Here is a 22,958-nt window from a genome sequence, read left to right as displayed (position 1 = left end):
CATCACCAACAACACCAGGAGACAACATGAGCGCTTTCAACACCATGCATTCCCCAGTCCGCCGACGCACCCTTGCCGCCGCCGTGGCCCTGGCCGCATCGCTGGGCTTTTCCGGCACGGCCATGGCCCAGGCCTACCCGGCCAAGGCCATCACCTTCGTGGTGCCCTTTGCCGCCGGCAGCGCCACCGACCAGCTGGCGCGCGCCATCGGCCAGTCCATCACCAACGACACCAAGCAGCCCGTGGTCATCGACAACAAGGCTGGCGCCAGCGGCATGATCGCCGCGCAGGCGGTGGCCAAGGCGCCGGCCGACGGCTACACCATCCTCATCACCACCAACACCACGCATGCGGCCAACGAGCACCTGTACAAGAAGCTCTCGTACGACCCGGTGAAGGACTTCGCGCCCATCAGCGGCCTGGGCAAGGGCGGGCAGGTGATGGTGGTCAACGCCGCATCGGCCTATAAAAGCGTGGGCGACGTCGTCGCTGCGGCCAAGAAGGCGCCAGGCAAGCTGAGTTTCGGCAGCGGCAGCTCGTCGAGCCGCATGGCCGGCGAAATGCTCAAGCAGCTGGCGGGCGTGGACATCCTGCACGTGCCCTACAAGAGCAACCCCCTGGCCATCACCGACCTGCTGGGCGGCCAGATCGACCTGATGATCACCGACACCTCCACCGGCGTGCCCCAGGTCAAGGCCGGCAAGCTGCGCGCCCTGGGCTACTCCACGCAAAAGCGCAGCTCGCAGCTGCCCGACGTGCCCACCATCGATGAGGCCGGCGTCAAGGGCTACGACATGGGTTACTGGTTCGCCGCCTACGCCCCCGCCGGCACGCCGCCTGCCGTGGTGGCACGCCTCAACGAGTTGATGGGCGCCGCAACGAAGAGCGCCGCCGCCAAGTCCTTCTTCGACACCGCCGGCTCCGAAGCCTGGACGACCACGCCAGACGAACTCGCAAAATTCCAGGCCGCCGAAACGGTGAAGTGGGGCAAGGTCATCAAGGCCGCCGGCATCGAAGCCGAGTAAGCCGCCCACCTGCGTGCCCAGCCGGCACGCAGCCCTGTACCGCGTTTTTGAGGACGCGCACAGCCCACCCCTGAAAGAGACGCCAATCGGCAGCGCGCCTGCGCCGCCGGTATGGGCGCAGCCATGCCCGAACACCCGACTCCCCGTGAGCGAGGTGCGAAGCCGCTGCATGCCCGTTTTTCCCGCAAGCAAGAGACCACAAGAGCAACCACACAGGAGACAAGCAACATGAGAAAACATCCTCTTCCCACCTGGGGCGCCATCGCTCTCACGGCCGCCGCCGCAGCAGCCATCACCGCCTGCGGCGGCAGCAGCAGCGACGACGGCCTGACCGGCAAGGCTCCGGCCATGAGGCTCGAGATCACCGCCCGCGAGGACTTTCCCGGCACCTACGGCACGGTGGGCGCCTACGAGCGCCTCACGGGCACGCTCTCGGGCGAGGTGGACCCGGCCGACCCGAAGAACGCCGTCATCCAGGACCTGGCGCTGGCCCCTGTCAATGCCCGCGGCATGGCCGAATACAAGACCGAGTTCGTGATGCTCAAACCCAAGGACATGGCCAAGGCCAGCGGGGTCTTGCGCTACGACGCGCCCAACCGCGGCAACATCCTCACCATGCTCAACCCCACGGCCACGCCCAGCGATGCCGTGTACCTGGAGCGCGGCTATGTGATGCTGTACTCCGCCTGGCAGGGCGACGTGCCCAAGAGCGCGGCGGCGCGCCTCACGGCCACCGTGCCCGTGGCGAAGAACAAGGACGGCACCAGCATCACCGGCCCCTACCGCGCCGAGCTGGTGCCCACGGCGGCCAGTCCCGCGATGACACTGCCCGGCGGCGTGTTCAACGGCACCATGATCCCGTATGAGCCCGCCAGCCTGGACAACACCCAGCCCGGCTACTCGCTCACGCGGCGTGCCAACGAGACCGATCCATACGTGACCATCTCCGCTGCGGACTGGAAGTTCGCCACCTGCGATGCCACGGGCGCCAACGCCTTCCCTGGCACGCCCAGCCCCACCAGCGTCTGCCTCAAGGGCGGGTTCGATCCGGCCTACCTGTACGAGCTGGTCTACATCGCCAAGGACCCCAAGGTCATGGGCGTGGGCCTGGCCGCGTTGCGCGACACGGTGAGCTTCTTCCGCAGCAAGGGGGCCGACGCCAGCGGCACGGCCAACCCGGTGGCCGGGCGCATCACGCACACGCTGGGGCAAGGCACCTCGCAGTCGGGCAACGCAATGAAGACCTTTTTGCACCTGGGTTTCAACCAGGCGCTCGATGGCAGCAAGGTCTTTGACGGCATGTACGCCCACGTGGCCGCTCGCCAGACCAACATCAACACCCGTTTTGCCGTGCCCGGCGGCGGCGGCGGGCTGCGCACCGACCACACGGCCTTCGGCCAGACGGCACCGCGCGGGCTGGACAAGGACTACATGGACGACGTCAGCGGCCGCCAGGGCGGCGTGATGAAGCGCTGCGCCGCCACCAGCACCTGCCCCAAGTTCTTCCTGGGCCTGTCGGGCACGGAGTTCTGGCAGCTGCAGGGATCGCCGGTGCTGACCGATGCCAATGGTCTCAAGGACCTGACCCAGCCCGACAACGCCCGCATCTACTACTACGCCAGCACCCAGCACGGCGGCGCCGGCGGCACGGCCAGCATCAGCTATGCACCCAGCCGCGCGCCATACCCCACGGGCACGGTGGTGCAGTTCAACGACACCTTCCGCGCGCTGTTCCTGGGGCTGGAGGACTGGGTGGTGCGCGGCACCACGCCGCCCGCCAGCCAGGTGCCCAAGGTGGCCGATGGCACGCTGGTGCGGCCCGCGCAGGTGGCCTTCCCGGCCATGAAGGGGCTCACCTGGGCAGTGAATGGCACGCAGACGGCCATCCCCGACTTCAACTACCTGGGCTGGCACAACAACTTCCCGCTGTTCGACTTCGGCCCACAGTACATCCCGCAGGACGAGGCCGGCATTGCCACCATCCTGCCCCCGCGCAACCTGAACCGCGACTACGCGATCCTGGTGCCCCAGGTGGACGCGCGCACCGGTCTGACCCGCGCCGGCATTCAGAGCGTGGAGGCGCGCGCGCCGCTGGGCACGAGCTTCGAGTTCAACTATGTGGCCACGCCAGGCATCACTGACCTGGCCAACCTCACGGGCGGCTACATCCCCTTCCACACCACGCGGGCCGCGCGCCTGGCCGCCGGTGATGGCCGGGTGTCGCTGGAGGAGCTGTACGGCAACCAGGCCGGCTACGTGGCCGCAGTGACCGAGGCGGCCAACGCCCTGGTGGCCCAGCGCCTGCTGCTGCCGCGCGATGCGCAGGCCCAGATCGACCGGGCCAAGGCCACAGTGATCCTGCCCTGATGCTGGTTTGATCTCAGAAAAAGGCCGGGGGCCAATGTCCCCGGCTTTGTCATTTCACAGTGACCATGGGGCGCCCTGGAAGCGGTCGACCAGAAAGTCCAATAGCGCCCTTACGGCCGGCGACTGGTGCCGGCGCGAGGTGTACAGCGCATTGATGGCCATCACCGGCAGCCCCCAATCGGGCAGCACAGCGGCCAGTTCGCCACTGGCGATGTGCGGGTTGGCCAGGTAGGTGGGCTGCAGCGCAATGCCGCCCCCGGCCAGCGCGGCGCGCAGCAGGGTGGTGGCCTCGTTGGCGCTGAAGTGGCTGGACACGGCCACGCGCGCGGTCTCGCCGCCCCGGGTCAGCTCCCACACGCTCTTGCCGAAGTTGGCATAGCTCAGGCAGCGGTGGCGTTCCAGGTCGGCCGGCAGGGCGGGCACGCCATGGCGCGCCAGGTACGCGGGCGAGGCCACCAGCACCGAATCGCAGCGCGCCAGCGGCCGGGCGATCAGCATCGGGTCGGGCCCGCTGCTGATGCGGATGGCCAGGTCGATGCGCCGCTCCACCAGGTTGAGCGCGCCTTCGCTCGCATCCAGGTCGATCTTGAGCAGCGGGTGCAGCGCCAGAAAGTCGGCAATCGCCGCGCCCAGCTGCGCATAGGCGAACGACACGCTGCAGGTCAGCCGCAACTGGCCGCGCAGCTCGCCTTCACCCGTGGCGGTGGTCTCTTCCTCGATGTCCTCCGCCAGCGCAAGCATCTGCTGGCAGCGGCGCAGGCAGGCCTCGCCCGCATCGGTCAGCGTCACGCTGCGGGTGGTGCGCTGCAGCAGGCGGGCCTGCAGCCACTGCTCCATCTCGCCCACATAGCGCGTGACCATGGCGCGCGACATCTCCAGCCGGTCGGCCGTGGCGCTGAAGCTGCCGCTGGTGGCGACTTCCACAAACACGCGCATGGCGGTCAGGCGGTCCATATTTGATCTATTGGTGCAACAAATATGCGCAGTTTAAGCGGTTTATTAGATCGATTGGCGCAAATAAACTGCAGCCTGTACCGAGCAACACCACCCACTTCTGGAGATTCCCGCATGTTCCGCACCACCGTTATCGCTGCCACCCTGGCCATCGCCTTCACCGCCGCACAGGCTGCCGAGCCGTTGCAGATCAAGGTCTACAACGCCGACGGCAACAGCTTCAATGTCAACTCCACCCTGGTCTACGGCGAGAAGGAGGCCATGGTCATCGACGCCGGGTTCACCCGTGCCGACGCGCTGCGCATTGCCGCCAACGTGCTCGACAGCGGTAAAACGCTCAAGACCATCTACGTGAGCCAGGCCGACCCCGACTACTACTTCGGCGTGGAAACGCTCAAGGAGTTCTTCCCCCAGGCCGAGGTGGTGACCACCCCCGCCGTGCTGGAGAAGATCAACGCCAAGCTCGCCGGCAAGCTCGCCTTCTGGGGCCCCAAGATGGGCGCCAACGCACCGCGCACGCCCGTGCTGCCCAAGGCCATCACCGGCAACACCCTCACGGTCGACGGCCAGGTGGTCGAAATCCGTGGCACCACCGGCCTGCTGGCGCACCGCCCCTATGCCTGGATCCCCTCGGTGAAGGCCGTGGTGGGCAATATCGGCGTGTTCGGCACCAACACCCATGTGTGGACCGCCGACACGCAGACCGTGGCCGAACGCAGCGCCTGGGTGGCCCAGCTCGACGAAATGGCCGCCCTGCAGCCCGCCGTGGTCGTGCCCGGCCACATGGGCGCCGGCACCGCGCTGACCGCTGCCAATGTGACCTACACCAAGGGCTATCTGCAGGCCTTCGAGAAGAATGCCGCTGCGACCAAGACCAGTGCCGAGCTGATCGAGGCGATGAAAAAGGCCTACCCCGCAGCGCCCATGGGCTTGTCGTTGGATATCGGTGCGAAAGTGAACAAGGGCGACATGAAGTGGTAAGCAACAGGTTTACCAATCCCCCAAAGTGATGGACCACCAGATCATGCCAACGCACCCACTTCAACCCGTCTTGCAGCACCTGCGCGCCGGGCGCTGGAACGAAGCGCACGATCTGGTGCAGCACGATGGCTCCCTGCTGGCGGCCTGGCTCCATGGCATCCTGCACCTGCAGGAGGGCGATCTGGAAGACGCCGAGAACTGGTACGACCGCGCCAACCGGCACTTCCGCAGCCGCGGCACCCTGGAGGAAGAGCTGGCGCTTTTCGAAGCGGCGCTCTCCCCACCTACTGAAAAAGAACCAAAACCATGACAACGGCAGTGACGTATTTGTTCGACCCCCTGTGCGGCTGGTGCTACGCCGCTGCGCCTGCGCTGGGCCGCCTGCAGGGGACCCCCGGCGTGCATGTCACCCTGGCGCCATCGGGCCTGTTTGCGGGGGCTGGTGCCCGGCCCATGGACGCGCAATTTGCCGCCTATGCCTGGTCCAACGACCAGCGCATCGAAAAACTCACCGGTCAGCGCTTCACCCAGGCCTACCGCGACAACATCCTGGGCGCACCTGCGGGCCGCTTCGATTCCGGCCCCGCCACCCTGGCGCTCACCGCCGTGGCGCAGACCGCGCCTGACCGCGAACTGGATGCCCTGCACGCCCTGCAGCACGCCCGCTACATCGACGGCCGTGACACGGCCGATGCGCAGGTGCTGGCCGACGTGCTGACCAGCCTGGGCCTGGCCGACGCCGCCGCGCAGACCCTGGCGCCCGACGCGGCATTGCACCGCGCCCTGGCCGAACGCGTGGGCAGTTCGCAGGCCACCCTGCGCGCCGTGGGCGCGCGTGGTGTACCTCAGCTGGTTGTCACGGGGCAGGGCGGGGCGCTCAGGCTGATTGGCGGCGACGCGTTGCTCGGGCCGCATGAGCGCTTGCTAGAGTTGGTGCTGGCGGCTTGAGCTGCCTACCAATTCAGATTCACCGTGCGGCAAGCACAGGTGGACTCTCCCGGGTCCACCGGCTTGCTGCACTTCATGCAGATGCCGGGCTTTGATGGAATGTGGAGCACGAGCGCTTTGGCTTCTCGCGCACCATGTCCATAGGCGGTTTCCAGATGGCGCATCGCTTGCACGGGATCGCTTCGCCTAAGAGCCGCAAATTCCGCCTTGCCTGTGGCTGAGAAAGCAGCGGGCCAGATCACGTACATCCTGCAGCGAGCGCAGTGCATGTGCGGCCGGCCTGCTGGGTCCAGGATAAGCTCGAGATGACGAGGCGTAGTGCGCAGCATTGGAGGCTACAGCGACGGATCGATCAGCACCTTGGCACCGGTGTTGCGCGGGCCATAGAACGCAATGGCGTCGGCGCTCAGCGCCTCTGCCAGCGATACCGTGCGCGCGTAGTGGCTGGCAAACGTGGTCTTGAGCTCGGTCGCCACCCGCTGGCGCAGCGCCTGTGCGGCGTCGTTGCCGATCTTCTGCAGGAACGGGAACAGCAGCCAGCCGCCCACGCCCCAGGCCATGCCGAACGTGCGTTGGATCTCGGTGGGGCGGGTGTCCAGGTGGCCATACAGGTAGACCTGCTTGTGCACGGCCGAGCCATAACGGCTGTACTCCGTGGCCTTGCGGTTGATGGCGGCTTCCATGCACTGCAAAATCTGCCCGGCCAGCGTGCCGCCGCCGGTGGCGTCGAACGCGATGGTGGCACCCGTCGCGGCCAGGGCATCGGTCAGCTCGGCCATGAAGCCGGGCGCACTGCTGTCGCACACGTACTGGGCGCCGATCTCGCGCAGCAATGCGGCCTGCTCGGGCTTGCGCACGATGTTGACCAGGCCGATTCCGTCCTTCTGGCAGACCTTGTTGAGCATCTGGCCCAGGTTGCTGGCGGCGGCGGTATGCACCAGCGCGGTGTGGCCCTCGCGCTTCATCGTCTCCACCATGCCCAGCGCCGTGAGCGGGTTGACGAAGCACGACGCCCCCTCGGCCGCCGTGGTGCCGGCCGGCAGCGGCAGGCACTGCGCGGCGGGCATGGCCCGGTACTGCGCGTACATGGCCCCACCGATCAGCGCCACCGTGCGCCCGAGCAGCGCCTGGGCGGCGGGCGAGGACCCTGCCGCCACCACCAGGCCCGCGCCCTCGTTGCCCACGGGCATGCTCTGGCCCAGGCGCGCGGCCATGCCGGGCATGGCGCGGTCCGGGATGCGGGCGGTGACCACCGGCCGGTCCGCGCTGCCGGCCACCTGCACGGTGGACAGATCGGCCGGCCCGAACAGCAGGCCGATGTCCGAAGGGTTGATCGGCGTCGCCTGGACCTGCACCAGCACCTCGTCGGGCCCCGGGGTGGGCACGGGGGTGGGTTCGAGGCTGATCTGCAAGGTGGCATCAGGCTGCACGAGCGAGCGCAGTTGCAGAGCGGTGGATGGAATGGCGGTGGTCATGGGTGTCTCCCGGTGGAATAACGGTCTCGACTCTCATTGTCGCCGTGATGGGTCGTCTGCGCTGTCACCCACTTGGCTCATTGGGCTAAGGTCCGCACCATCTGCTCATACATCGCATCCACCGCAGGTGAGCGCTGCGACTCCTTGCTGCGCAGCACCGAGACGTCCATCGAATCGAGTGCGGGCAGGTCGAATTCGGCCGGCAGGTTCTGCAGTATCTGCAGGTTGGGCGGCACGCTGCAGCGCGTGAGCACGGCCACGGCCAGGCCGCTTTCCACGGCGGCCAGCTGGCCGGCCAGGCTGGAGCTGTGGTAGACGATGCGGTAGGCGCGGCGGCGCGCGGCCAGGGCTTTCATGGTGGCGATGCGCGCCAGGCTGGTCGACTCGTACACCGCAATCGGCAGCGGGTCACGCCGCCAGGCCTCGAACTGCGCGGCGCCCACCCAGACCAGTGGCTCCTGGAACAGAAAGCGCCCACGCTGCGGCTTGTCTCGCGAGACCAGGGCCAGGTCGAGGTCGCCGCGCACCACGCGCGGGATCAGCGAGGTCGATTGCTCGCAGGTCAGCTCGATCTCCACCCCCTGGTAGCGGTGCGAAAAGCTGCGCAGCACGGGGGTGAGGTAGGTCGATGCATAGTCGTCCGGCACGCCCAGGCGCACCCGGCCCGCCAGCTGCGGGCCGAACAGGGCGGTCTGCGTTTCGGCCTGCAGCTCCAGCATGCGGCGCGCGTAGGCCAGCAGTTCCTGCCCCAAGGGCGTCAGCTCCAGATGGCGCGGGCCGCGCAGCAGCACCGGGCGGCCCAGTGCGGCCTCGAGCTTCTTGATCTGCATGCTGACGGCCGACTGCGAGCGGTGCACCAGCGGCGCCGCACCCGAGAGCGAGCCAGCGTCCACCACGGCGACGAAGGCGCGCAGCCAGTCGATCTGCAGGTCGGGGTAGTTCATGCGTGCAATGTATTCGATTATCGAATGGTTGCAAGGCGAACTATGCGCTTTACCTGTGCCGTCAAAGATCCGACCATTGGCGCCATGAACCACAAGGTCTCCGCACTTCCCGCATCATCTGCCATTCTTACCAGGGGCTCAGACCCCGCGGGTATTGCCCGCGAACGCACGGGCCAATGGCTCATGATCGCCGGCGGCATTCTGTTGGGCACCATCGGCGTGTTCGTGGAAGAAGCGGGCCAGCACCCGCTGGTGACGGTGTGGTTCCGCTGCGCTTTTGGCGCGCTGGCCCTGGTGGCCTGGTGCCTGGCCACGGGGCGGGGGCGCGAGCTGCTGCTGCGCCACCAGGCGAAGAGCCGCTGGGTGGCCTGTGCCACGGGCGTGTTCATGGTGCTCAACTGGGCGCTGTTCTTCGCGGCCATCCCGCGCACTTCCATTGCGGTGGCCACCGTGATCTTCCACGTGCAGCCGATCTGGGTCATCGTCTTCGGCGCACTGTTTCTGCGCGAGCGCATTTCGCCCACCCAGTGGGCGGCCACGCTGGCGGCCCTGGCCGGGCTGGTGCTCACCACCGGGCTGCTCGACGGCATCCCGGCCGGCACGGCCGATGGCGGGGCCTATGTGGTTGGCGTGCTGATGTGCCTGGGCGGTTCGTTCTGCTACGCCGCCGTCACGCTGCTGGCCAGTCGCGCGCCCGCGCCCATCAGTCCGTTCGCCTTGTCGCTGTGGCAATGCCTGGTGGGCGTGGTGCTGCTGGCGTGGGCGCCGCTGGCCTTCGGCTGGCCGCACACGGCGGCTGCCTGGGCCTGGCTCACGGGCCTGGGCGTGCTGCACACGGGGCTGGCCTATGTGATCCTGTTTGCCGGCATGGCCCGGCTGGCGCTGGGCAAGGTCGCGGTACTGCAGTTCGTCTACCCGCTCACCGCGGTGCTGGTCGACTGGGCGGTGTACGGGCGCACGCTGAGCCCGGTGCAACTGGGCGGCGTGCTGCTGATGGCAGCGGCGCTGTGGACCATACGGCGGCAGCCGACGCAGGCGCCTGCAAGCCGATAAACTGCCGGGTCGCAGGCCTTGGCTTGCCATCAGGAGACAGCACCATGGCTGCAGCACCGGCACCCCAGGAAACCGAGACACCCGCATCGGCCCTCATCGACGCCAAGATTCGCGACCTGGCTGACTGGCGCGGCGCCACCCTGGCCCGCCTGCGCAAGCTCATGCGCGAGGCTGTTCCCGGCGTGGTCGAGGAGGTCAAGTGGATGGGCGTGCCCGTCTGGTCCCACGCCGGCATCCTGTGTACGGGCGAGACCTACAAGCAGGCCGTGAAGATGACCTTTGCCAAGGGCGCCTCGCTGCCCGACCCCAAGGGCCTGTTCAACTCCAGCCTGGAGGGCAACACCCGCCGCGCCATCGACGTGCGCGAGGGCGAAGCGATCAACGAAGCGGCGCTCAAGGCGCTGTTCCGAGCGGCGGCGGACTTCAATGACCTGCAGGCCGCGAAAAAGGCGAAGCCCAAAGCGCCTGCGGTCACGAAGGCGGCTGCGAAAAAAACAGGGTAGCCGGTGGCCCGGGTGATCCCGTCCGAGGGCTCACCAGCGCGACAGGTCCGCCAGTAGCCGGGCCTTGACATCCGCGTTGGCAAAACTCGCCTTGATCGAGTCGCTGGCGATGGCCCGCAGGTCCTCGTCCGTCCACCCGAACGCCTGGGCGCACAGCGCGTATTCGCCCTCCAGGCTGGCACCCAGCAGCGATGGATCGTCGGTATTGAGGGACACCACGACGCCCGCGCGCCGCAGCCGGTCGACCGGGTGGTCTTCGATGCGTGGGTAGACGCCCAGGACCAGGTTGGAGGTGGGGCAGATGCCCAGCGGTATGCGGCGCTCGGCCAGCAGGTTGACAAGCGCGGCGTCTTCGATGGCACGCACCCCGTGGTCGATGCGGTCGGCGCCCAGCAGCTCGATGGCATCCCGGACGCCCTCCGGCCCGCTCGACTCGCCGGCATGCACGGTGCGGTGCAGTCCCACTGCTCCGGCGCGCCGGAAGGCCTCGGAGAACCTCGGGCCGGTGCGTCCCGCAGCGGCCTCGTTGCCGTCGATGGAGAGGGCAACGATGCGCGGGTGCCGCAGCGCCACCAGGGCATCGACCAGTTCGGCCGCGGCATCTGAAGACTGGGTGCGCAGCAGGCTGATGCATAGGCCGACCGGTGGCAGGCCGTCCTGCTCGGCGGCCGCAAAGCCCGCGTCGATGGCATCGACCATGGCGGGCAGCCGCCCATGCCATGCCGTCCAGTGGGTGGGATTGACGATCACATCCGCGTAGCCGGCGCCGCTGCGGGCAAGGCGTTGGCTATAGCCGTAGCTCAGCTCGGCCAGGCGCTCGCGCGTCGAGGCCAGGCTGCAAGCCCAGTCGAGGAAGTGCAGAAAATCTGCCAGACCCTCGAACTGGAACAGGCGTTCGGGCGGCCGCGGCATGGCCACGCCGGCCTGCGCCGCCCAGGATGCGAGAACCTGCGGCTCGAAACAGCCTTCCAGGTGGGCATGCACCTCTGCCTTGGGCAGGGCGCGCAGTCGTTCGATGTCAAGGGGCTGTGCGGGAGAGTTCATTGAAAAGAGTCTGCAAGGGCGTGTGGTGCGGCGCCATACGGGCCGTTGCCCCGCAGTCTCGCCGAGCTGTGCACGCGTGCCATATGCGGGGGCGCATAACCCGTATACGTCTTCTTCTTGGACTAGGGCGTAGCCACCAGCCGCACCACCACCGGCCGGTGATCCGACCCCAGGTCCGGCCCGATGTCCCCACCCACCACCTGCCAGCCCTTCGACGCCAGCACATGGTCGAGCGGCAGCACCGACAGCCAGCCGAAGGCATTGGGCCAACTGGGCGCCGCACCATTGGCGCGGCGCAAGCTGCCCTCCACGGTAAACAGCCCGCGAGCCCAGGGGGTGATGTTCAGGTCCCCCGCCATCAGTGCCAGGCCGCCCGGTTGTGCTGCGAGGTGCTGCGCCTCTTGCACCAGGGCCCGGTCGCGGGCCTGGGCGAAGCGTTCGTCCAGCGGCGGCATGGGGTGCAGCGCGCTCAGGTACACGGCCTTGCCATTCCATGCCACGGTGGCGCGCAACCGCAGGGTATCGTGCAGGTCTTGCGGCTGCAGCGTCTGCAGGCCCGACAGGGGGTGGCGCGACAGGATGGCCAGGCCAAACGGGTCGGGCTGGGGCACGGCCAGGCGATGGGGGTAGCGCGCAGCCACCGCGGGGCTGCGAATGAGCGCCTGATGTGCCAGCTCCGTGAACTCCTGCAGGAACACCACATCGGGCGCATCGGCCGAGGCCAGCCAGTGGGTGAGCGGGGCGAAGTCGGTGGTTGCCGCATTGAGGTTGGAGGTGCCCACGGTCAGTACCGCGCCGGGGTCGGCCGGCTCGGTGCCGCGCGGCAGCGTGGCCGGCTGCCACAGGAAGACGCCGCCGAGAACCAGGGCTGCCAGGGCCGGCAGGGCCAGCCACCCCTTGCCCATGCCGTTGCGCCCCGAGAGCATGAGCAGCACCAGCGAGATCGCCCCCACCCCCAGGTACAGCCACTGCCAGTGGGCCGGCAGCTCCACCAGCCATTGCAGCGAGGGCACCTGGTCCGCCGGCAGAAAGCGCGCTACCGGCGCCGCGAGCGCGCCCAGGGCGCACAGCCAGGCCAGCCACCGGGCCCTGGCGGTGATGAAGCGGGGAACTGCGGCTTGTGGCATACGGTCAAGGGGCAGAGCGACGGGGGAAGGTGCAGGACAATTTGCGGAATGTACTGATCATGGAATGGTGCCTGGGCTGGATGGTCGATTGCCCACTGTCCCGCCTGCGGCACCACGACACCTGAGTAGACACCCGGATACTATCGGCTGAAATCCCATGCATCTCCATCGCCACCATCAGGACACCACAGACGCCAGGTTTGCAGACTTGCTGCGCATTGCCATGGACGGGTACCGGGCCAGGCAGGAGGCCTTCAGCCAGGCCATTGCCGGCTTTTCTGCATGGAACATCGACGAGGAAACGGCGACGCTGACACTCACCGGCGATGGTGGCCAGGCGACCTGCGTGTACCAGGCGACCCCCATCGCTACCTACCTGCCCGCGTCGGAAAGTCTCGCCTGGGCATGGGCCAACGACGTGTTCCCTGTGCTTTCAAGAAACAGGGCCGCTCAGGTCAGGGAGCTGGCGGCCCAGACCGGCTACCAGGTGTTCGATACCCCGCAATTGCGCGCTACCCCCGGCGATATGGACGAGCTGTGCGCCCTGGCACTGCACCATCTGCAAGGCATTGCCGTGTTCAAGACCAAGAACCAGGAGCCATGGGTTTGCTATGTCCTCCATGCCGCCGCCTGAGCTTCGGTTTGCGCGCATTCCCAGTCCACCATGGGCGGGGCCAGTGGATGTGGAGCGGTGTGATCGCTTCGAGGGTGTAGACCACGAAGCCCTCCAGGATTTGCGCGCCGTGATCGAGGCCGAGGTGTGGCGCCGGGTAGCGCAGTACGTCAGCGAGCTGCCGGCTGGCAATGCATTCCCCGATCTGGAAAGGCTGACCGGCGAGTGCTACCTGTCTGCCGAGCGCTATTGGATTCAGGACGAGCCCTGGTTTGCGAAGGTCGGCAGACGAAGGGAGGTATGTTTCAGCTACTTCGTGCGCTGCATTGAGCGGCAGAATGCGCTCAATGCAGCGGATCGCGACTACCTGGGCCTGGAGGTCCACTTCCGGTGGCTGCGCGAGTCGGGCAGTTTTCACTGGGTCGCCACGGACTCCAGCAGCATCTAGACATCATGGTCGCCGCCCCCTGGATAGGCGGCCGGTCTCCGACATCGTAGATTGCGTCCAAGGACGTAGCGCTACATGCTGTGACTTGCGTCGTCAGCAACAAGGAGACCGACCATGCAAGAGAGTAGCAAGATTCACGTGGGCCTGGACGTCCACAAAGACAGCATCAGCATCGCAGCGGCCGAGCCTGGCCGAGTGCCCGGGCGCCTGATAGGCAAGGTCACGCACGATGTGAGCAAGCTGCTCAAGGTGCTGGCCAAGGTCGGCAACGCCGATCAGCTGCACATCGTGTACGAGGCCGGCCCCACCGGCTTTGGCCTTCAGCGTGCTCTGCACAGCAGGGGCTACCTGTGCGAGATCATTGCCCCCTCGCAGATCCCGCGCCGCCCTGGAGATCGGATCAAGACCGACGGGCGCGACTGCGTTCAACTGGCCGAATGCTCTCGCGCTGGCCAGTTGACTGCCGTGTGGATCCCCGACCCAGAAGGACGACGCGATCCGTGACCTGTCACGGGCACGCGAAGATGCAGTCAACAGTCGCGTGCAGGCCCGCCACCAACTCAAGGGATTCTTGCTGCGTCACGACGTGCGATACACCGGCAAGACCTCATGGTGTGGGGCCTACTACCGCTGGCTGGGGACACTGAACTTCGGGGTGGGGGCCGCACAGACAGCGTTCACCGAATACTGGCAAGCCGTGACGGCTGCAGATGATCGCGTTGACCGGCTGACGAAGGCGCTGCAGGCTTCGATCACTGGCTGGCGCTTTGAGGCGGTGGTTGGTGCGCTGCAGGCACTGCGTGGTGTCGCCGCGATCACGGCGATTGGCTTGGCAGCGGAGATTGGAGATCTGGGACGCTTTGCCCATCCACGCAAACTCATGGGCTACCTCGGTCTGGTGCCCTCGGAGCACTCCAGTGGTCAGCGCACGAGCCGGGGCAGCATCACCAAGACCGGCAACGCGCACGCCCGGCGGCTGCTGACTGAAGCCGCCTGGAACTACCGCTTCAAGGCGCGCATCGGCAAACAAGCGCAGATCCGACAACAGGATCTGTCCGAGCCGATACGAAGGATGGCATGGACAGCGCAGTTGCGGCTGACACAGCGCTTCGCGGCGTTGAGTGCACGTGGCTTGCAGGCCAACAAAGCCTGCATCGCCGTCGCAAGGGAGCTGGCAGGCTTCGTCTGGGCCATCGGCATGCAGGCGCAGCGCGAGCAGGGCCAGCCAAACTGAAAGGGCATAACACGCAACAGGATCGATCTGGCGATGCGATACGAGCAACGATAGGGCAACCCTCGACGCTCCTACCAGGGCACCGCAAGGCAGATCCCCGATCCTAGAGCGAGGCAGGCCCGCGACGAATCGATGAAGTGCTGGTAACCAATCCGCGGATATGAGTCTGATTCATCGTCGCTGCAAACGCTCGTGTCGCATCACCCGATCGATCCTAAGAGAACGCACACCAAATGAGGCACTGACAGTATTGACAATGGCGACCATATGAGCGTGCGCGGCAGAAGGCATCGAAGCGAAACGCTCGAAAACCGAGGATCGTTGGGTAGTACCGACCAGCCCAGGGTGGCCCCCTGGGCGCCGGAGGTGATACCCGGCGAGACCGGTTTGTCGGGCGTTGCAGCCGATGCTCCTTCTGCCGCGCACGCTCCTAAGGCGTTTCAGGCCGTTGCCCAGCGCTCCTGGTTGCGGTCGTCGGCAATCCCCCGCAGTTCATCGCCCTGCCATACGCAGATCCAGTCCACGGGCAGCGCCATCGCTGCCAGCAGGTGGGGGCGCAACACCAGCAGTTGATATAGGCGGATCGCTTCCAGGTCCTTGGCGCCCGCCGCCGCGGGCCCGTCGGCCAGCCCGACATACCACCCGGAATCTCCCGGTGTGGGTTCCGACCGCTGGGCATAGATGCCGGGCTCGGCCAGGCAGCCCTTTTGCACGACCACCTTGTCGTCGAAGCGCGCCGCCAGGCCTTCGCTCCCCACGCGGCGCAGCAGGTCGGTCTGGGCCGCCAGGATGCGCAAGGTGGTGGAGACCTCTGCCCGGGTGGCGGTCAGCGGGTCGGTGTCGAAGGCCGGCTCGCGGACTTCCAGTACCCCGTTGGCCGTGGCCGCCAGGGTCAGTACCGACCAGCCCACCTGTACCGTCGTGCCGCTTGCCAGACCCGGCCCTGCTTGGTCCCGGCTGGCAATCAGGTCCAGAAGCCATTGGCCCTGGTGGTCCAGATCGTCGTGGCAGGCGAGGGTCAAAAGGCCGTGGGCAATGGATTTTTGAAGGCTGATCATGGGGCAGGGTGGAATCGCCGGGTGTGCCGCGAGATGGTAGCGGCTGCGCCGACCCGGGCTCCACCACGCAGCCCGCAGACGAGCCTGCAGAGGTGCAGGCCTTGTAGCTTGCGCCCGCCTCAGCGGGCGGCGATCACCTGCAAGGTGCTGCGCAGCGCTGCTTCGTACACCGCGTCGGGCCCCAGGCGGCCACCGTCCGTGGAAACGGGCAGCGCCACCCGCCCATGGAGTACCGCGCGCAAACGGGGCGCGGCCACCAGCCTGGCACCACCACCGTCACCCCCGGCACCACCAGCCCCGTCGGGCAGCGCAATGCCCGCGAGCCGGCCTGCCTGGTCGAAGACCGGCCCGCCCGGCGCCAGGCCCTGGTGCATGGCCGTATCGAGCTCACGATCTCCCTGCGCACCCCTGGCGGCACCGACGAAGCCCGTGCGCAGCAGGGGCCAGGCGGCGCCTGCATCGTTGGTCTGCGCATACGCCACGGCGAAGGCCACGGCGCCTGGGAACACGTCGGCGGGCACGCTGCCCGTGGACGGCGCGGGCAGCGGGCTGCCCAGGCGCAGCAGGGCGATCCCGCTCTCGCTGCGCACCGGCATGGCGGTGGCCGGCGCCAGCTGCCCCAGCCCGTTGCGAACCCACAGGCGCCGGCCGGCGGCGACGGCCCGTGCGGGCACCAGCGCCATGCGGCCTTCATCCACCAGGGTGCCGGCCGCAACCATGCGCGCGCTGCGCGGCAGTGCCGCCAGGTTGTTGGGATGGCTGTACGGAGCCAGCCGCGCGGGCGCCAGCAGCATGTCGCCGCTCGCATGCGGCGCGCCCGATGCGAGCTCACGGGCAACACCGGCCACCAGCGGCTGCGAGGGCGCGCGCGCCTGCGCATCGGCCAGCAGCTTGCGCGCGATCACGTCCTGCCCGCCCGCGTGCAGCAGCCAGGCATACAGCGCCGCACCGCCGACCACGTCGAGGTGCGCACCTGCCGTGTGCGCGCCGGTACTGGCCCGATTGCATGTAGCTGCGCACCAGGCCCATCTCGGTATCGGCCGAATGCAGGATCATCGCGGCGCGGTCAAAGCCCTGCTCGGCCGTTTGCGCATCGCCGGCCGCCAGCGCGGCCTCGGCCTCGCGCAACAGGGCCTCGCGCTCGCGCAGGCGCTCGGCGTCAGGCGGCCGGGCGGCGGCCGCTTGCATGATCGCCTTGAGCTTCTCCTCGGTGGCCGGCGAGGCCGCCAGCGGGCCGGCCGCCGCCAGCGCCAGCAGGCCGCTCAGGAAGTGACGGCGCCGGTCGGGCATGCGGTGCTGGTGCCGGTGCGGTTGATGCGGCTGCCGCCCGCATCGTTGGGGTTGCTGCCCAGCGTGTACGGAGCCTTGGGCGCCTTGAAGCCGGACAGATAGGCCACCAGCGCGTCGATGTCCTGCGCGCCGCCCAGGCGGCTGGTGCCCTTGAGGAAGGTGGAGTAGCCATCACCGCCATCGGCCATGAAGTTGTTCATGGTGACACGGTAGGTCTTGGCCGGGTTGGCGACCGCGCCCGCAGCGTCAACGATGGTCTCCGTCGAGGCACCGCTGCGCAGCGTGACGTTGCTGACGCGTGCGCCGCAGGCCTTGGCGCCGTCCCAGGTGTACTTGAAGCCGTTGGACGGCAGCATCACGCGCGTGGCCGTTGCCGACTGGCCCTTGCACCCCGCGAACTGCTCTTCCAGCACGTCCTTCAGGTCCTGCGCCGTGAGCGACATGGTCACCAGGCTGTTGCCGAAGGGCTGCGTGGTGAACGCCTCGCCGTAGGTGACGTTGCCGGCACCTTCGCCCACCGTGCTGCTCGCAAAGGTGAAGCCGGGGTTGCGCACGCCGCCGCCGTTCATCAGGGCGATGACCGCCGAGCCGAAGGTGGGGCCCTGCGTGGCCGCCAGCATGGCGTCGGCGACCAGGTCGCCGGCCGGCATGTTGCAGGCGCCGTCGGTGCGGCTGTTGGGCAGCTCGGCGGCGATGGAGCCGATCACCGTGTTGGCGATGGGCGAGACCAGGGTGTTGTAGCCGGCAATGATCCGGGCGACGGCCGCATCGGCGGGCACGGCGGGGTCGTTGCGCACCACGAGGCGGTTGGTGGCCGTGGCGGCGGTGATGTCGCGCGTGGACGGGTCGATGGTCAGGTCCATGTCGGTCAGCACGCGGCCGAATGAGCTGGAGCTGGTCACCGGGATGGCTCGGCCCGTGGCGTTGGGCAGCTTGCAGTTGTAGGCAGCATGCGTGTGGCCGCTGATCACCGCGTCCACCGCGTTGTCCAGGCCCTTGACCAGGGTGGCGATGCCCGAGCCGGCGAGCGCGCCCTCGCAGCCGTTGATGTCCGACACGGTGCCAGACTGAAAGCCGCCTTCGTGCACCAGCACCACGATGGCTTCGATGCCCTGGCCCTTGAGCTCGGGGATGAGGCTGTTCACCGTCTGGATCTCATCGCGGAACTCCAGGCCGGCCACGCCGGTCGGCGTCACCACGGTGGGCGTGGCCTTGAAGGTCATGCCGATGAAGGCCACCTTGACGCCCTTGAACTCCTTGATGCCATAGGCCGGCAGCAGGGGCTTGCCGGTGGCGGTGGCAATGACGTTGGCCGACAGCCACTTGAACTTTGCGCCTTCGAACGGCACCGGCGTGCCGGCCACCGCGCCCTTGCAGCTGTTGGGCTCGCCGGTCTTGCAGCCGCCGTTCTGCAGGCGCAGCAGCTCGGCCGAGCCCTTGTCGAATTCATGGTTGCCCACCGAATTGAACTCCAGCCCGATGCGGTTGAGCGTTTCCACCGCAGGCTCGTCCTGGAACAGCGCGGAGATCAGCGGCGAGGCGCCGATCGAGTCACCGGCGCCCACCACCACGTTGTTGGGGTTCTGGGCCTTGAGCCTGGCGACATGGGCCGCCATGAACTCGGCGCCGCCCACCGGCGGGCGCTCGGCTGCCGGCACGGCGGCGCTGGCACCGAAGGTGCCGGGGGATTCCAGGTTGCCGTGGTAGTCGTTGAAGCCGATCAGCTTGACGGTGAACGGCGGCTCGCTGCCGCCGCTGCTGCCGCAGGCGATCAAAGTGGCGGCCAGGGCGGCGAAGGCCGCGGCGGTCAATCGCAATGTCATGGATTCCCTCGCTGATGTTGGTTTCTCGGTGTCCTGAGGCAGTCGCGGACTCTGGTCTGCTGCCTGAGTGGACCCAGCCACCATGACAAAGCGATGAAGATGCTTGTTTGACCTAAATTAGGTCTAAGTTAAGTCTTGTGTGGCCTAAGTGGGCCGCATAGTATTTGTCCAACGCACCAAACAAGGTGCAGGCGACCTGGATAGGGCCCACTGCGGCCTTGCAAGGTCAGCCACATAAAACAGGAGACAAGCCTTGGCACGCTGGCACAACTGCGGCACTGAAGACCTGGACGTTCTGCAGACCATTTTCTGGTCGGCGGGCGCGTCGCGGCATGCACTGGCGCAGCGGCTGGCCTACTCCAAAAGCAAGGCCAACGCGCGGGTGGCGGCCTTGTTGGACGAGGGCCTGCTCGACGAGGTGGGCCTGCAGGAGTCCTCCGGCGGGCGCCGTGCCGAAACCCTGCGCCTGAGCGAGACCCTGGGCGTGGTGATTGGCGCCGACCTGGGCGCCACCAGCATGCAGGTGGCCATCATGCGCCCCGACATGACCGTGCTGGCACGGCACCGCGAACCCATCGACGTGCGCCAGGGCCCGGGCGTGATCCTGGCGCGGCTGCGCGGCCTGATGCGCGAACTGATGGCGCGCTGCGGGCTGCCGGCATCGCAGGTCATCGCCATCGGCATGGGCGTGCCGGGGCCGGTGGATTTTGAAAGCGGCCAACTGGTCAACCCCCCGCTGATGCCCGACTGGGACGGCTTTTCCATCCGCGACTACCTGCGCGAGGCCTTTGCCGCACCGGTGTTCGTGGACAACGACGTGAACCTGATGGCGCTGGGCGAGCTGTGGCGGCTGCAGCGCAACCTGCCCAACTTTCTGGTCATCAAGGTGGGCACCGGCATCGGCTGTGGCATCGTCTGCCATGGCCAGGTGTACCGGGGCGCCAATGGCTCGGCCGGCGACGTGGGCCACATCTGCGTGGACCAGGCCGGCCCGCGCTGCCACTGCGGCAACCAGGGCTGCGTGGAGGCCATGGCCGCCGCGCCCGCCATGGCGCGCATGGCGCTGGCGGCGGCCCAGGCGGGCGAAAGCGCGCTGCTGTCCGAGCGCCTGCAGGCCACCGGCACCCTGACCACCGAGGATGTGGCCCAGGCCAGCCGTGCGGGCGACGTGGCGGCCAACGCCATCATCCAGCGCGCGGGCAATCTGGTGGGGCAGATGCTGGCCTCCATCGTCAATTTCTTCAACCCTTCGCACGTGTTCATCGCCGGCCGGGTGGCAGACATGGGGCCGCTGTTCCTGGCCTCGGTGCGCCAGAGCGTGTACCACCGCTCGCTGGCCCTGTCCACGCGCCACCTGGAGATCCAGTACGCCCCCCTGGCCGACGATGCCGGCGTGGTGGGCGCGGGCGTGCTGGCCATGCAGGAGAGCATGGCCCAGTCTTCGCGTTCCACGGGGGCCGCACGATGAGCGTCGCTGTCGAGTTCCGCAACGTGACCAAGGAGTTCGGGCCCGTGCGCGTGCTGCATGGCGTGGGCTTTGCGCTGCAGCCGGGCCGGGTCTACGGCCTGCTGGGCGAGAACGGCGCGGGCAAGTCCACGCTGATGAAGATACTGGCCGGGTATGAAAGCCCGACCACCGGCGAGGTGGTGGTCGATGGCGCCGTGCGTGCCCCCGGCGGCGGCTCGCGCGCGGCCGAGGCCCAGGGCATCGTGCTGATCCACCAGGAGTTCAACCTGGCGGACGACCTGACGATTGCGCAGAACGTCTTCCTGGGCCATGAGATCAAGAAAGGATTCTTCCTCGACGATCGAGCGATGAGGGAGAAGACCCGCGCAGCCCTGGCCCAGGTCGGCCTGCCGCTGGACCCTGACACGCGCGTGAAGAAGCTCATCGTGGCCGAAAAGCAGCTGGTGGAGATTGCCCGCGCACTGGCCCGCAATGCGCGCCTCCTGATCATGGACGAGCCCACCGCCACGCTGACCCCCGGCGAGACGGAGCGCCTGTTCGCGCTGATGGCCGAACTCAAGGCCGCGGGCGTGACCATCATCTACATTTCGCACAAGCTCGACGAGGTGGAGCGCACCACCGACGAGGTGGTGGTGATGCGCGACGGCCTGCTGGTGGCGCGCGAGCCCACGGCCAGCGTCACGCGCCGGCAGATGGCCAACCTGATGGTGGGCCGCGAGCTGGCCGACCTGTTCCCTGCCAAGCTGCCCGCCCCGGCGGGCGAGCCCATCCTCCAGGTGCGCGGCCTCACGGTGCCAGGCTGGGCGCAGGATGTCGATTTCGAGGTGCGGCGCGGCGAGATCCTGGGCTTTGCCGGCCTGGTGGGCGCAGGCCGCACCGAGCTGTTCGAGGGCCTCTTGGGCCTGCGCCCGCGCTCTGCCGGCACGGTGGAGCTGGCGGGCAAGCCCGTGCAGTTGAAAAGCCCGCGCGACGCCGCGCGCCATGGCCTCACCTACCTGAGCGAAGACCGCAAGGGCAAGGGCCTGCACGTGCATTTCAGCCTGCGCCCCAACCTCACGCTGATAGCGCTGGAGCGCTATGCCAAGCCTTGGCTCAACCCGGCGGCCGAGCAGGCCGCGCTGCGCGACGCGGTGCAGGAGTTCGGCATCCGCACCGGCTCGCTCGATGTGCGTGCCTCGTCGCTCTCGGGCGGCAACCAGCAAAAACTCGCGCTGGCCAAGGTGCTGCACCCCGGCCCCGGCGTGGTGGTGCTCGACGAGCCCACGCGCGGCGTGGACGTGGGCGCCAAGCGCGAGATCTACCACCTGGTGCAGCGCCTGGCAGCGCAGGGCCTGGCGGTGATCGTGATTTCGTCCGAGCTGATGGAGCTGATCGGCCTGTGCCACCGCGTCGCGGTGATGCGCGCCGGCCGGCTGCAGACCACGCTCCAAGAGCCCCATTTGACCGAAGAGGAGTTGATCGTCCATGCCACAGGTACCCGTTGACGTACCCGCTGAAAACGCCCCCACCGCGCAGGTGGCCGGGAGCCGCCACGGTGCCGCAACCGCCTGGTGGGGCAAGCTGCACGGGCTGGGCCCCGTCATCGGCCTGGTGCTGCTGTGCATTGCCGGCACGCTGCTCAACAGCAACTTCGCCACCTATGACAACGTGATGAACGTGCTCACGCGCACCGCCTTCATCGGCATCATCGCGGTGGGCATGTGCTTTGTCATCATCTCCGGCGGTATCGACCTGTCGGTCGGCTCCATGGCGGCGCTGATCGCCGGCTCGGTCATCCTGTTCATGAACGCCATGGCGCCGGTGCTCGGCTCCCCCATGGCCGCCGTGGTGGTGGGCATGCTGCTGGCGGTGGTGCTGGGCGCAGTGTTCGGGCTGGTGCATGGCCTGTTGATCACCAAAGGGCGCATCGAGCCCTTCATCGTGACGCTGGGCACGCTGGGCATCTTCCGCGCCTACCTCACCTATTTCTCCAACGGCGGCGCCATCACGCTGGAGAACGATCTGTCAGACCTCTACAGCCCCGTGTACTACGCCAACCTGCTGGGCGTGCCCATCCCGGTGTGGATCTTTTTGCTGGTGGCGCTGGTCGGCGGCGTCATCCTCAACCGCACGGCCTATGGCCGCTATGTGCAGGCCATCGGCTCCAACGAGCAGGTGGCGCAGTACGCTGCGGTGGACGTGCACAAGATCAAGATCCTGACCTACATGCTGCTCGGGGTGTGCGTGGGCATCGCCACGCTGCTCTACGTGCCGCGCCTGGGCTCGGCATCGCCCACCACGGGCCTCTTGTGGGAGCTGGAAGCCATTGCCGCAGTGATCGTGGGCGGCACGGTCCTCAAGGGCGGGGCCGGCAGCATCACCGGCACGGTGGTGGGTGCCATCCTGCTGTCGGTCATCAGCAATATTTTGAACCTGACCAGCATCATCAGCGTGTACCTGAATGCCGCCGTTCAAGGCTTCGTGATCATTGCGGTCGCGTTCATGCAGCGCGGAAAGCGGTGATGGCTTCTTGAATCGGTTTTTCGGTAGGTGTCATTGACTTTCGTGTTCCCCAGCCGGCCAGCTTCCATGGCCTTTTTCATCAAAGCAACAGCAACAGGAGA

Annotated in this window: 21 protein-coding genes and 1 pseudogene; 13 read left to right on the top strand and 9 right to left on the bottom strand. The window is 67.7% G+C overall.

The window, feature by feature from the left end:
* Nucleotides 1-26: 26 nt before the first annotated feature.
* Together AC0IZS_RS27975 and AC0IZS_RS27970 are read left to right on the top strand one after the other, a co-directional pair.
* Nucleotides 27-1,025 carry a Bug family tripartite tricarboxylate transporter substrate binding protein gene (locus AC0IZS_RS27975; protein WP_471638669.1) on the top strand — a complete coding sequence of 333 codons (999 nt, stop codon included), beginning with the start codon at nt 27-29 and terminating at the stop codon, nt 1,023-1,025.
* Nucleotides 1,026-1,253: 228 nt separating this feature from the next.
* Nucleotides 1,254-3,392 (top strand): alpha/beta hydrolase domain-containing protein, encoded by a 2,139-nt coding sequence (locus AC0IZS_RS27970; RefSeq protein WP_471638668.1) that lies wholly within the window; start codon nt 1,254-1,256, stop codon nt 3,390-3,392.
* Between the two features lie 54 nt (nt 3,393-3,446).
* On the opposite strand, the gene AC0IZS_RS27965 is transcribed toward AC0IZS_RS27970, so the two are convergent.
* On the bottom strand, nt 3,447-4,346 hold the full coding sequence (locus AC0IZS_RS27965) for a LysR family transcriptional regulator (protein WP_471638667.1): 900 nt from the start codon (nt 4,344-4,346) through the stop codon (nt 3,447-3,449).
* 114 nt (nt 4,347-4,460) lie between these two features.
* Between AC0IZS_RS27965 and AC0IZS_RS27960 the strand changes: the two genes are divergently transcribed.
* The 3 genes from AC0IZS_RS27960 to AC0IZS_RS27950 are packed head-to-tail and all read left to right on the top strand — an operon-like array spanning nt 4,461 to nt 6,275.
* Nucleotides 4,461-5,327 carry an MBL fold metallo-hydrolase gene (locus AC0IZS_RS27960; RefSeq protein ID WP_471638666.1) on the top strand — a complete coding sequence of 289 codons (867 nt, stop codon included), beginning with the start codon at nt 4,461-4,463 and terminating at the stop codon, nt 5,325-5,327.
* A 28-nt stretch (nt 5,328-5,355) separates the two neighbouring features.
* A complete protein-coding gene (locus tag AC0IZS_RS27955; protein ID WP_471638665.1) occupies nt 5,356-5,637 on the top strand; it encodes a hypothetical protein in 282 nt (93 codons plus the stop codon).
* The gene (locus AC0IZS_RS27950; RefSeq protein ID WP_471638664.1) at nt 5,634-6,275 is read left to right on the top strand and encodes a DsbA family protein; all 642 of its coding nucleotides are present in this window, start codon (nt 5,634-5,636) and stop codon (nt 6,273-6,275) included. Before AC0IZS_RS27955 ends, AC0IZS_RS27950 begins: the two co-directional genes overlap by 4 nt.
* 335 nt (nt 6,276-6,610) lie before the next feature.
* Here AC0IZS_RS27950 and AC0IZS_RS27945 read toward each other — a convergent pair whose 3' ends face one another.
* Both AC0IZS_RS27945 and AC0IZS_RS27940 read right to left on the bottom strand, forming a co-directional pair.
* Nucleotides 6,611-7,750, bottom strand: coding sequence for a zinc-binding dehydrogenase (locus tag AC0IZS_RS27945; protein WP_471638663.1), 1,140 nt, complete (start codon nt 7,748-7,750; stop codon nt 6,611-6,613).
* A gap of 77 nt (nt 7,751-7,827) precedes the next feature.
* Nucleotides 7,828-8,694: a LysR family transcriptional regulator gene (locus AC0IZS_RS27940; protein WP_471638662.1), complete on the bottom strand. Its 867-nt coding sequence runs from the start codon at nt 8,692-8,694 to the stop codon at nt 7,828-7,830.
* Nucleotides 8,695-8,778: 84 nt separating this feature from the next.
* On the opposite strand from AC0IZS_RS27940, the gene AC0IZS_RS27935 reads away from it, so the two are divergent.
* Nucleotides 8,779-9,747, top strand: a complete 969-nt coding sequence (locus tag AC0IZS_RS27935) for a DMT family transporter (RefSeq protein ID WP_471638661.1) — start codon at nt 8,779-8,781, stop codon at nt 9,745-9,747.
* Nucleotides 9,748-9,791: 44 nt separating this feature from the next.
* Complete coding sequence (locus tag AC0IZS_RS27930) at nt 9,792-10,250, top strand: DUF1801 domain-containing protein (protein ID WP_471638660.1); 459 nt, start codon at nt 9,792-9,794, stop codon at nt 10,248-10,250.
* Nucleotides 10,251-10,280: 30 nt separating this feature from the next.
* Here AC0IZS_RS27930 and add read toward each other — a convergent pair whose 3' ends face one another.
* Together add and AC0IZS_RS27920 are read right to left on the bottom strand one after the other, a co-directional pair.
* The gene (gene add / locus AC0IZS_RS27925; RefSeq protein WP_471638659.1) at nt 10,281-11,294 is read right to left on the bottom strand and encodes an adenosine deaminase; all 1,014 of its coding nucleotides are present in this window, start codon (nt 11,292-11,294) and stop codon (nt 10,281-10,283) included.
* Between the two features lie 122 nt (nt 11,295-11,416).
* The gene (locus tag AC0IZS_RS27920; protein WP_471638658.1) at nt 11,417-12,421 is read right to left on the bottom strand and encodes an endonuclease/exonuclease/phosphatase family protein; all 1,005 of its coding nucleotides are present in this window, start codon (nt 12,419-12,421) and stop codon (nt 11,417-11,419) included.
* A 208-nt stretch (nt 12,422-12,629) separates the two neighbouring features.
* Here AC0IZS_RS27920 and AC0IZS_RS27915 point away from each other — a divergent pair, with 208 nt between their 5' ends.
* From AC0IZS_RS27915 to AC0IZS_RS27905, 3 genes and pseudogenes are all read left to right on the top strand, one after another.
* Nucleotides 12,630-13,055 carry a DUF6882 domain-containing protein gene (locus AC0IZS_RS27915; protein WP_471638657.1) on the top strand — a complete coding sequence of 142 codons (426 nt, stop codon included), beginning with the start codon at nt 12,630-12,632 and terminating at the stop codon, nt 13,053-13,055.
* Nucleotides 13,033-13,482 carry a hypothetical protein gene (locus AC0IZS_RS27910; protein WP_471638656.1) on the top strand — a complete coding sequence of 150 codons (450 nt, stop codon included), beginning with the start codon at nt 13,033-13,035 and terminating at the stop codon, nt 13,480-13,482. The genes AC0IZS_RS27915 and AC0IZS_RS27910 overlap by 23 nt, the downstream gene beginning before the upstream one ends.
* 114 nt (nt 13,483-13,596) lie before the next feature.
* A pseudogene (locus AC0IZS_RS27905) lies at nt 13,597-14,716 on the top strand (IS110 family RNA-guided transposase).
* A gap of 440 nt (nt 14,717-15,156) precedes the next feature.
* On the opposite strand, the gene AC0IZS_RS27900 reads toward AC0IZS_RS27905, so the two are convergent.
* From AC0IZS_RS27900 to AC0IZS_RS27885, 4 genes are all read right to left on the bottom strand, one after another.
* A complete protein-coding gene (locus AC0IZS_RS27900; RefSeq protein WP_471638655.1) occupies nt 15,157-15,774 on the bottom strand; it encodes an immunity protein Imm33 domain-containing protein in 618 nt (205 codons plus the stop codon).
* A gap of 119 nt (nt 15,775-15,893) precedes the next feature.
* Complete coding sequence (locus AC0IZS_RS27895; protein ID WP_471639584.1) at nt 15,894-16,457, bottom strand: trypsin-like peptidase domain-containing protein; 564 nt, start codon at nt 16,455-16,457, stop codon at nt 15,894-15,896.
* A 145-nt stretch (nt 16,458-16,602) separates the two neighbouring features.
* Complete coding sequence (locus AC0IZS_RS27890) at nt 16,603-17,064, bottom strand: hypothetical protein (RefSeq protein ID WP_471638654.1); 462 nt, start codon at nt 17,062-17,064, stop codon at nt 16,603-16,605.
* Nucleotides 17,037-18,887 (bottom strand): bifunctional metallophosphatase/5'-nucleotidase, encoded by a 1,851-nt coding sequence (locus tag AC0IZS_RS27885; protein ID WP_471638653.1) that lies wholly within the window; start codon nt 18,885-18,887, stop codon nt 17,037-17,039. The genes AC0IZS_RS27890 and AC0IZS_RS27885 overlap by 28 nt, the downstream gene beginning before the upstream one ends.
* A gap of 253 nt (nt 18,888-19,140) precedes the next feature.
* Between AC0IZS_RS27885 and AC0IZS_RS27880 the strand changes: the two genes are divergently transcribed.
* The 3 genes from AC0IZS_RS27880 to AC0IZS_RS27870 are packed head-to-tail and all read left to right on the top strand — an operon-like array spanning nt 19,141 to nt 22,857.
* Nucleotides 19,141-20,355 (top strand): ROK family transcriptional regulator, encoded by a 1,215-nt coding sequence (locus AC0IZS_RS27880; RefSeq protein ID WP_471638652.1) that lies wholly within the window; start codon nt 19,141-19,143, stop codon nt 20,353-20,355.
* On the top strand, nt 20,352-21,839 hold the full coding sequence (locus tag AC0IZS_RS27875; RefSeq protein WP_471638651.1) for a sugar ABC transporter ATP-binding protein: 1,488 nt from the start codon (nt 20,352-20,354) through the stop codon (nt 21,837-21,839). Before AC0IZS_RS27880 ends, AC0IZS_RS27875 begins: the two co-directional genes overlap by 4 nt.
* Nucleotides 21,820-22,857 (top strand): ABC transporter permease, encoded by a 1,038-nt coding sequence (locus tag AC0IZS_RS27870; protein ID WP_471638650.1) that lies wholly within the window; start codon nt 21,820-21,822, stop codon nt 22,855-22,857. Before AC0IZS_RS27875 ends, AC0IZS_RS27870 begins: the two co-directional genes overlap by 20 nt.
* Nucleotides 22,858-22,958: the final 101 nt, after the last annotated feature.

It is taken from the genome of Acidovorax sp. AC410, from assembly GCF_979253235.1.
Note: the sequence above shows the minus strand (reverse complement) of the source record. Positions and strands in the feature narration are given on the sequence as shown.

What these genes read in the sequence shown, in the direction of transcription:
- AC0IZS_RS27975 (WP_471638669.1), top strand. Translation starts at nt 27, where the DNA reads ATGAGCGCTTTCAACACCATGCATTCCCCAGTCCGCCGACGCACCCTT.
- AC0IZS_RS27970 (WP_471638668.1), top strand. Translation starts at nt 1,254, where the DNA reads ATGAGAAAACATCCTCTTCCCACCTGGGGCGCCATCGCTCTCACGGCC.
- AC0IZS_RS27965 (WP_471638667.1), bottom strand. Translation starts at nt 4,346, where the DNA reads ATGGACCGCCTGACCGCCATGCGCGTGTTTGTGGAAGTCGCCACCAGC.
- AC0IZS_RS27960 (WP_471638666.1), top strand. Translation starts at nt 4,461, where the DNA reads ATGTTCCGCACCACCGTTATCGCTGCCACCCTGGCCATCGCCTTCACC.
- AC0IZS_RS27955 (WP_471638665.1), top strand. Translation starts at nt 5,356, where the DNA reads ATGGACCACCAGATCATGCCAACGCACCCACTTCAACCCGTCTTGCAG.
- AC0IZS_RS27950 (WP_471638664.1), top strand. Translation starts at nt 5,634, where the DNA reads ATGACAACGGCAGTGACGTATTTGTTCGACCCCCTGTGCGGCTGGTGC.
- AC0IZS_RS27945 (WP_471638663.1), bottom strand. Translation starts at nt 7,750, where the DNA reads ATGACCACCGCCATTCCATCCACCGCTCTGCAACTGCGCTCGCTCGTG.
- AC0IZS_RS27940 (WP_471638662.1), bottom strand. Translation starts at nt 8,694, where the DNA reads ATGAACTACCCCGACCTGCAGATCGACTGGCTGCGCGCCTTCGTCGCC.
- AC0IZS_RS27935 (WP_471638661.1), top strand. Translation starts at nt 8,779, where the DNA reads ATGAACCACAAGGTCTCCGCACTTCCCGCATCATCTGCCATTCTTACC.
- AC0IZS_RS27930 (WP_471638660.1), top strand. Translation starts at nt 9,792, where the DNA reads ATGGCTGCAGCACCGGCACCCCAGGAAACCGAGACACCCGCATCGGCC.
- add (WP_471638659.1), bottom strand. Translation starts at nt 11,294, where the DNA reads ATGAACTCTCCCGCACAGCCCCTTGACATCGAACGACTGCGCGCCCTG.
- AC0IZS_RS27920 (WP_471638658.1), bottom strand. Translation starts at nt 12,421, where the DNA reads ATGCCACAAGCCGCAGTTCCCCGCTTCATCACCGCCAGGGCCCGGTGG.
- AC0IZS_RS27910 (WP_471638656.1), top strand. Translation starts at nt 13,033, where the DNA reads ATGTCCTCCATGCCGCCGCCTGAGCTTCGGTTTGCGCGCATTCCCAGT.
- AC0IZS_RS27900 (WP_471638655.1), bottom strand. Translation starts at nt 15,774, where the DNA reads ATGATCAGCCTTCAAAAATCCATTGCCCACGGCCTTTTGACCCTCGCC.
- AC0IZS_RS27895 (WP_471639584.1), bottom strand. Translation starts at nt 16,457, where the DNA reads ATGGCGCTGGTGCCCGCACGGGCCGTCGCCGCCGGCCGGCGCCTGTGG.
- AC0IZS_RS27890 (WP_471638654.1), bottom strand. Translation starts at nt 17,064, where the DNA reads ATGCCCGACCGGCGCCGTCACTTCCTGAGCGGCCTGCTGGCGCTGGCG.
- AC0IZS_RS27885 (WP_471638653.1), bottom strand. Translation starts at nt 18,887, where the DNA reads ATGACATTGCGATTGACCGCCGCGGCCTTCGCCGCCCTGGCCGCCACT.
- AC0IZS_RS27875 (WP_471638651.1), top strand. Translation starts at nt 20,352, where the DNA reads ATGAGCGTCGCTGTCGAGTTCCGCAACGTGACCAAGGAGTTCGGGCCC.
- AC0IZS_RS27870 (WP_471638650.1), top strand. Translation starts at nt 21,820, where the DNA reads ATGCCACAGGTACCCGTTGACGTACCCGCTGAAAACGCCCCCACCGCG.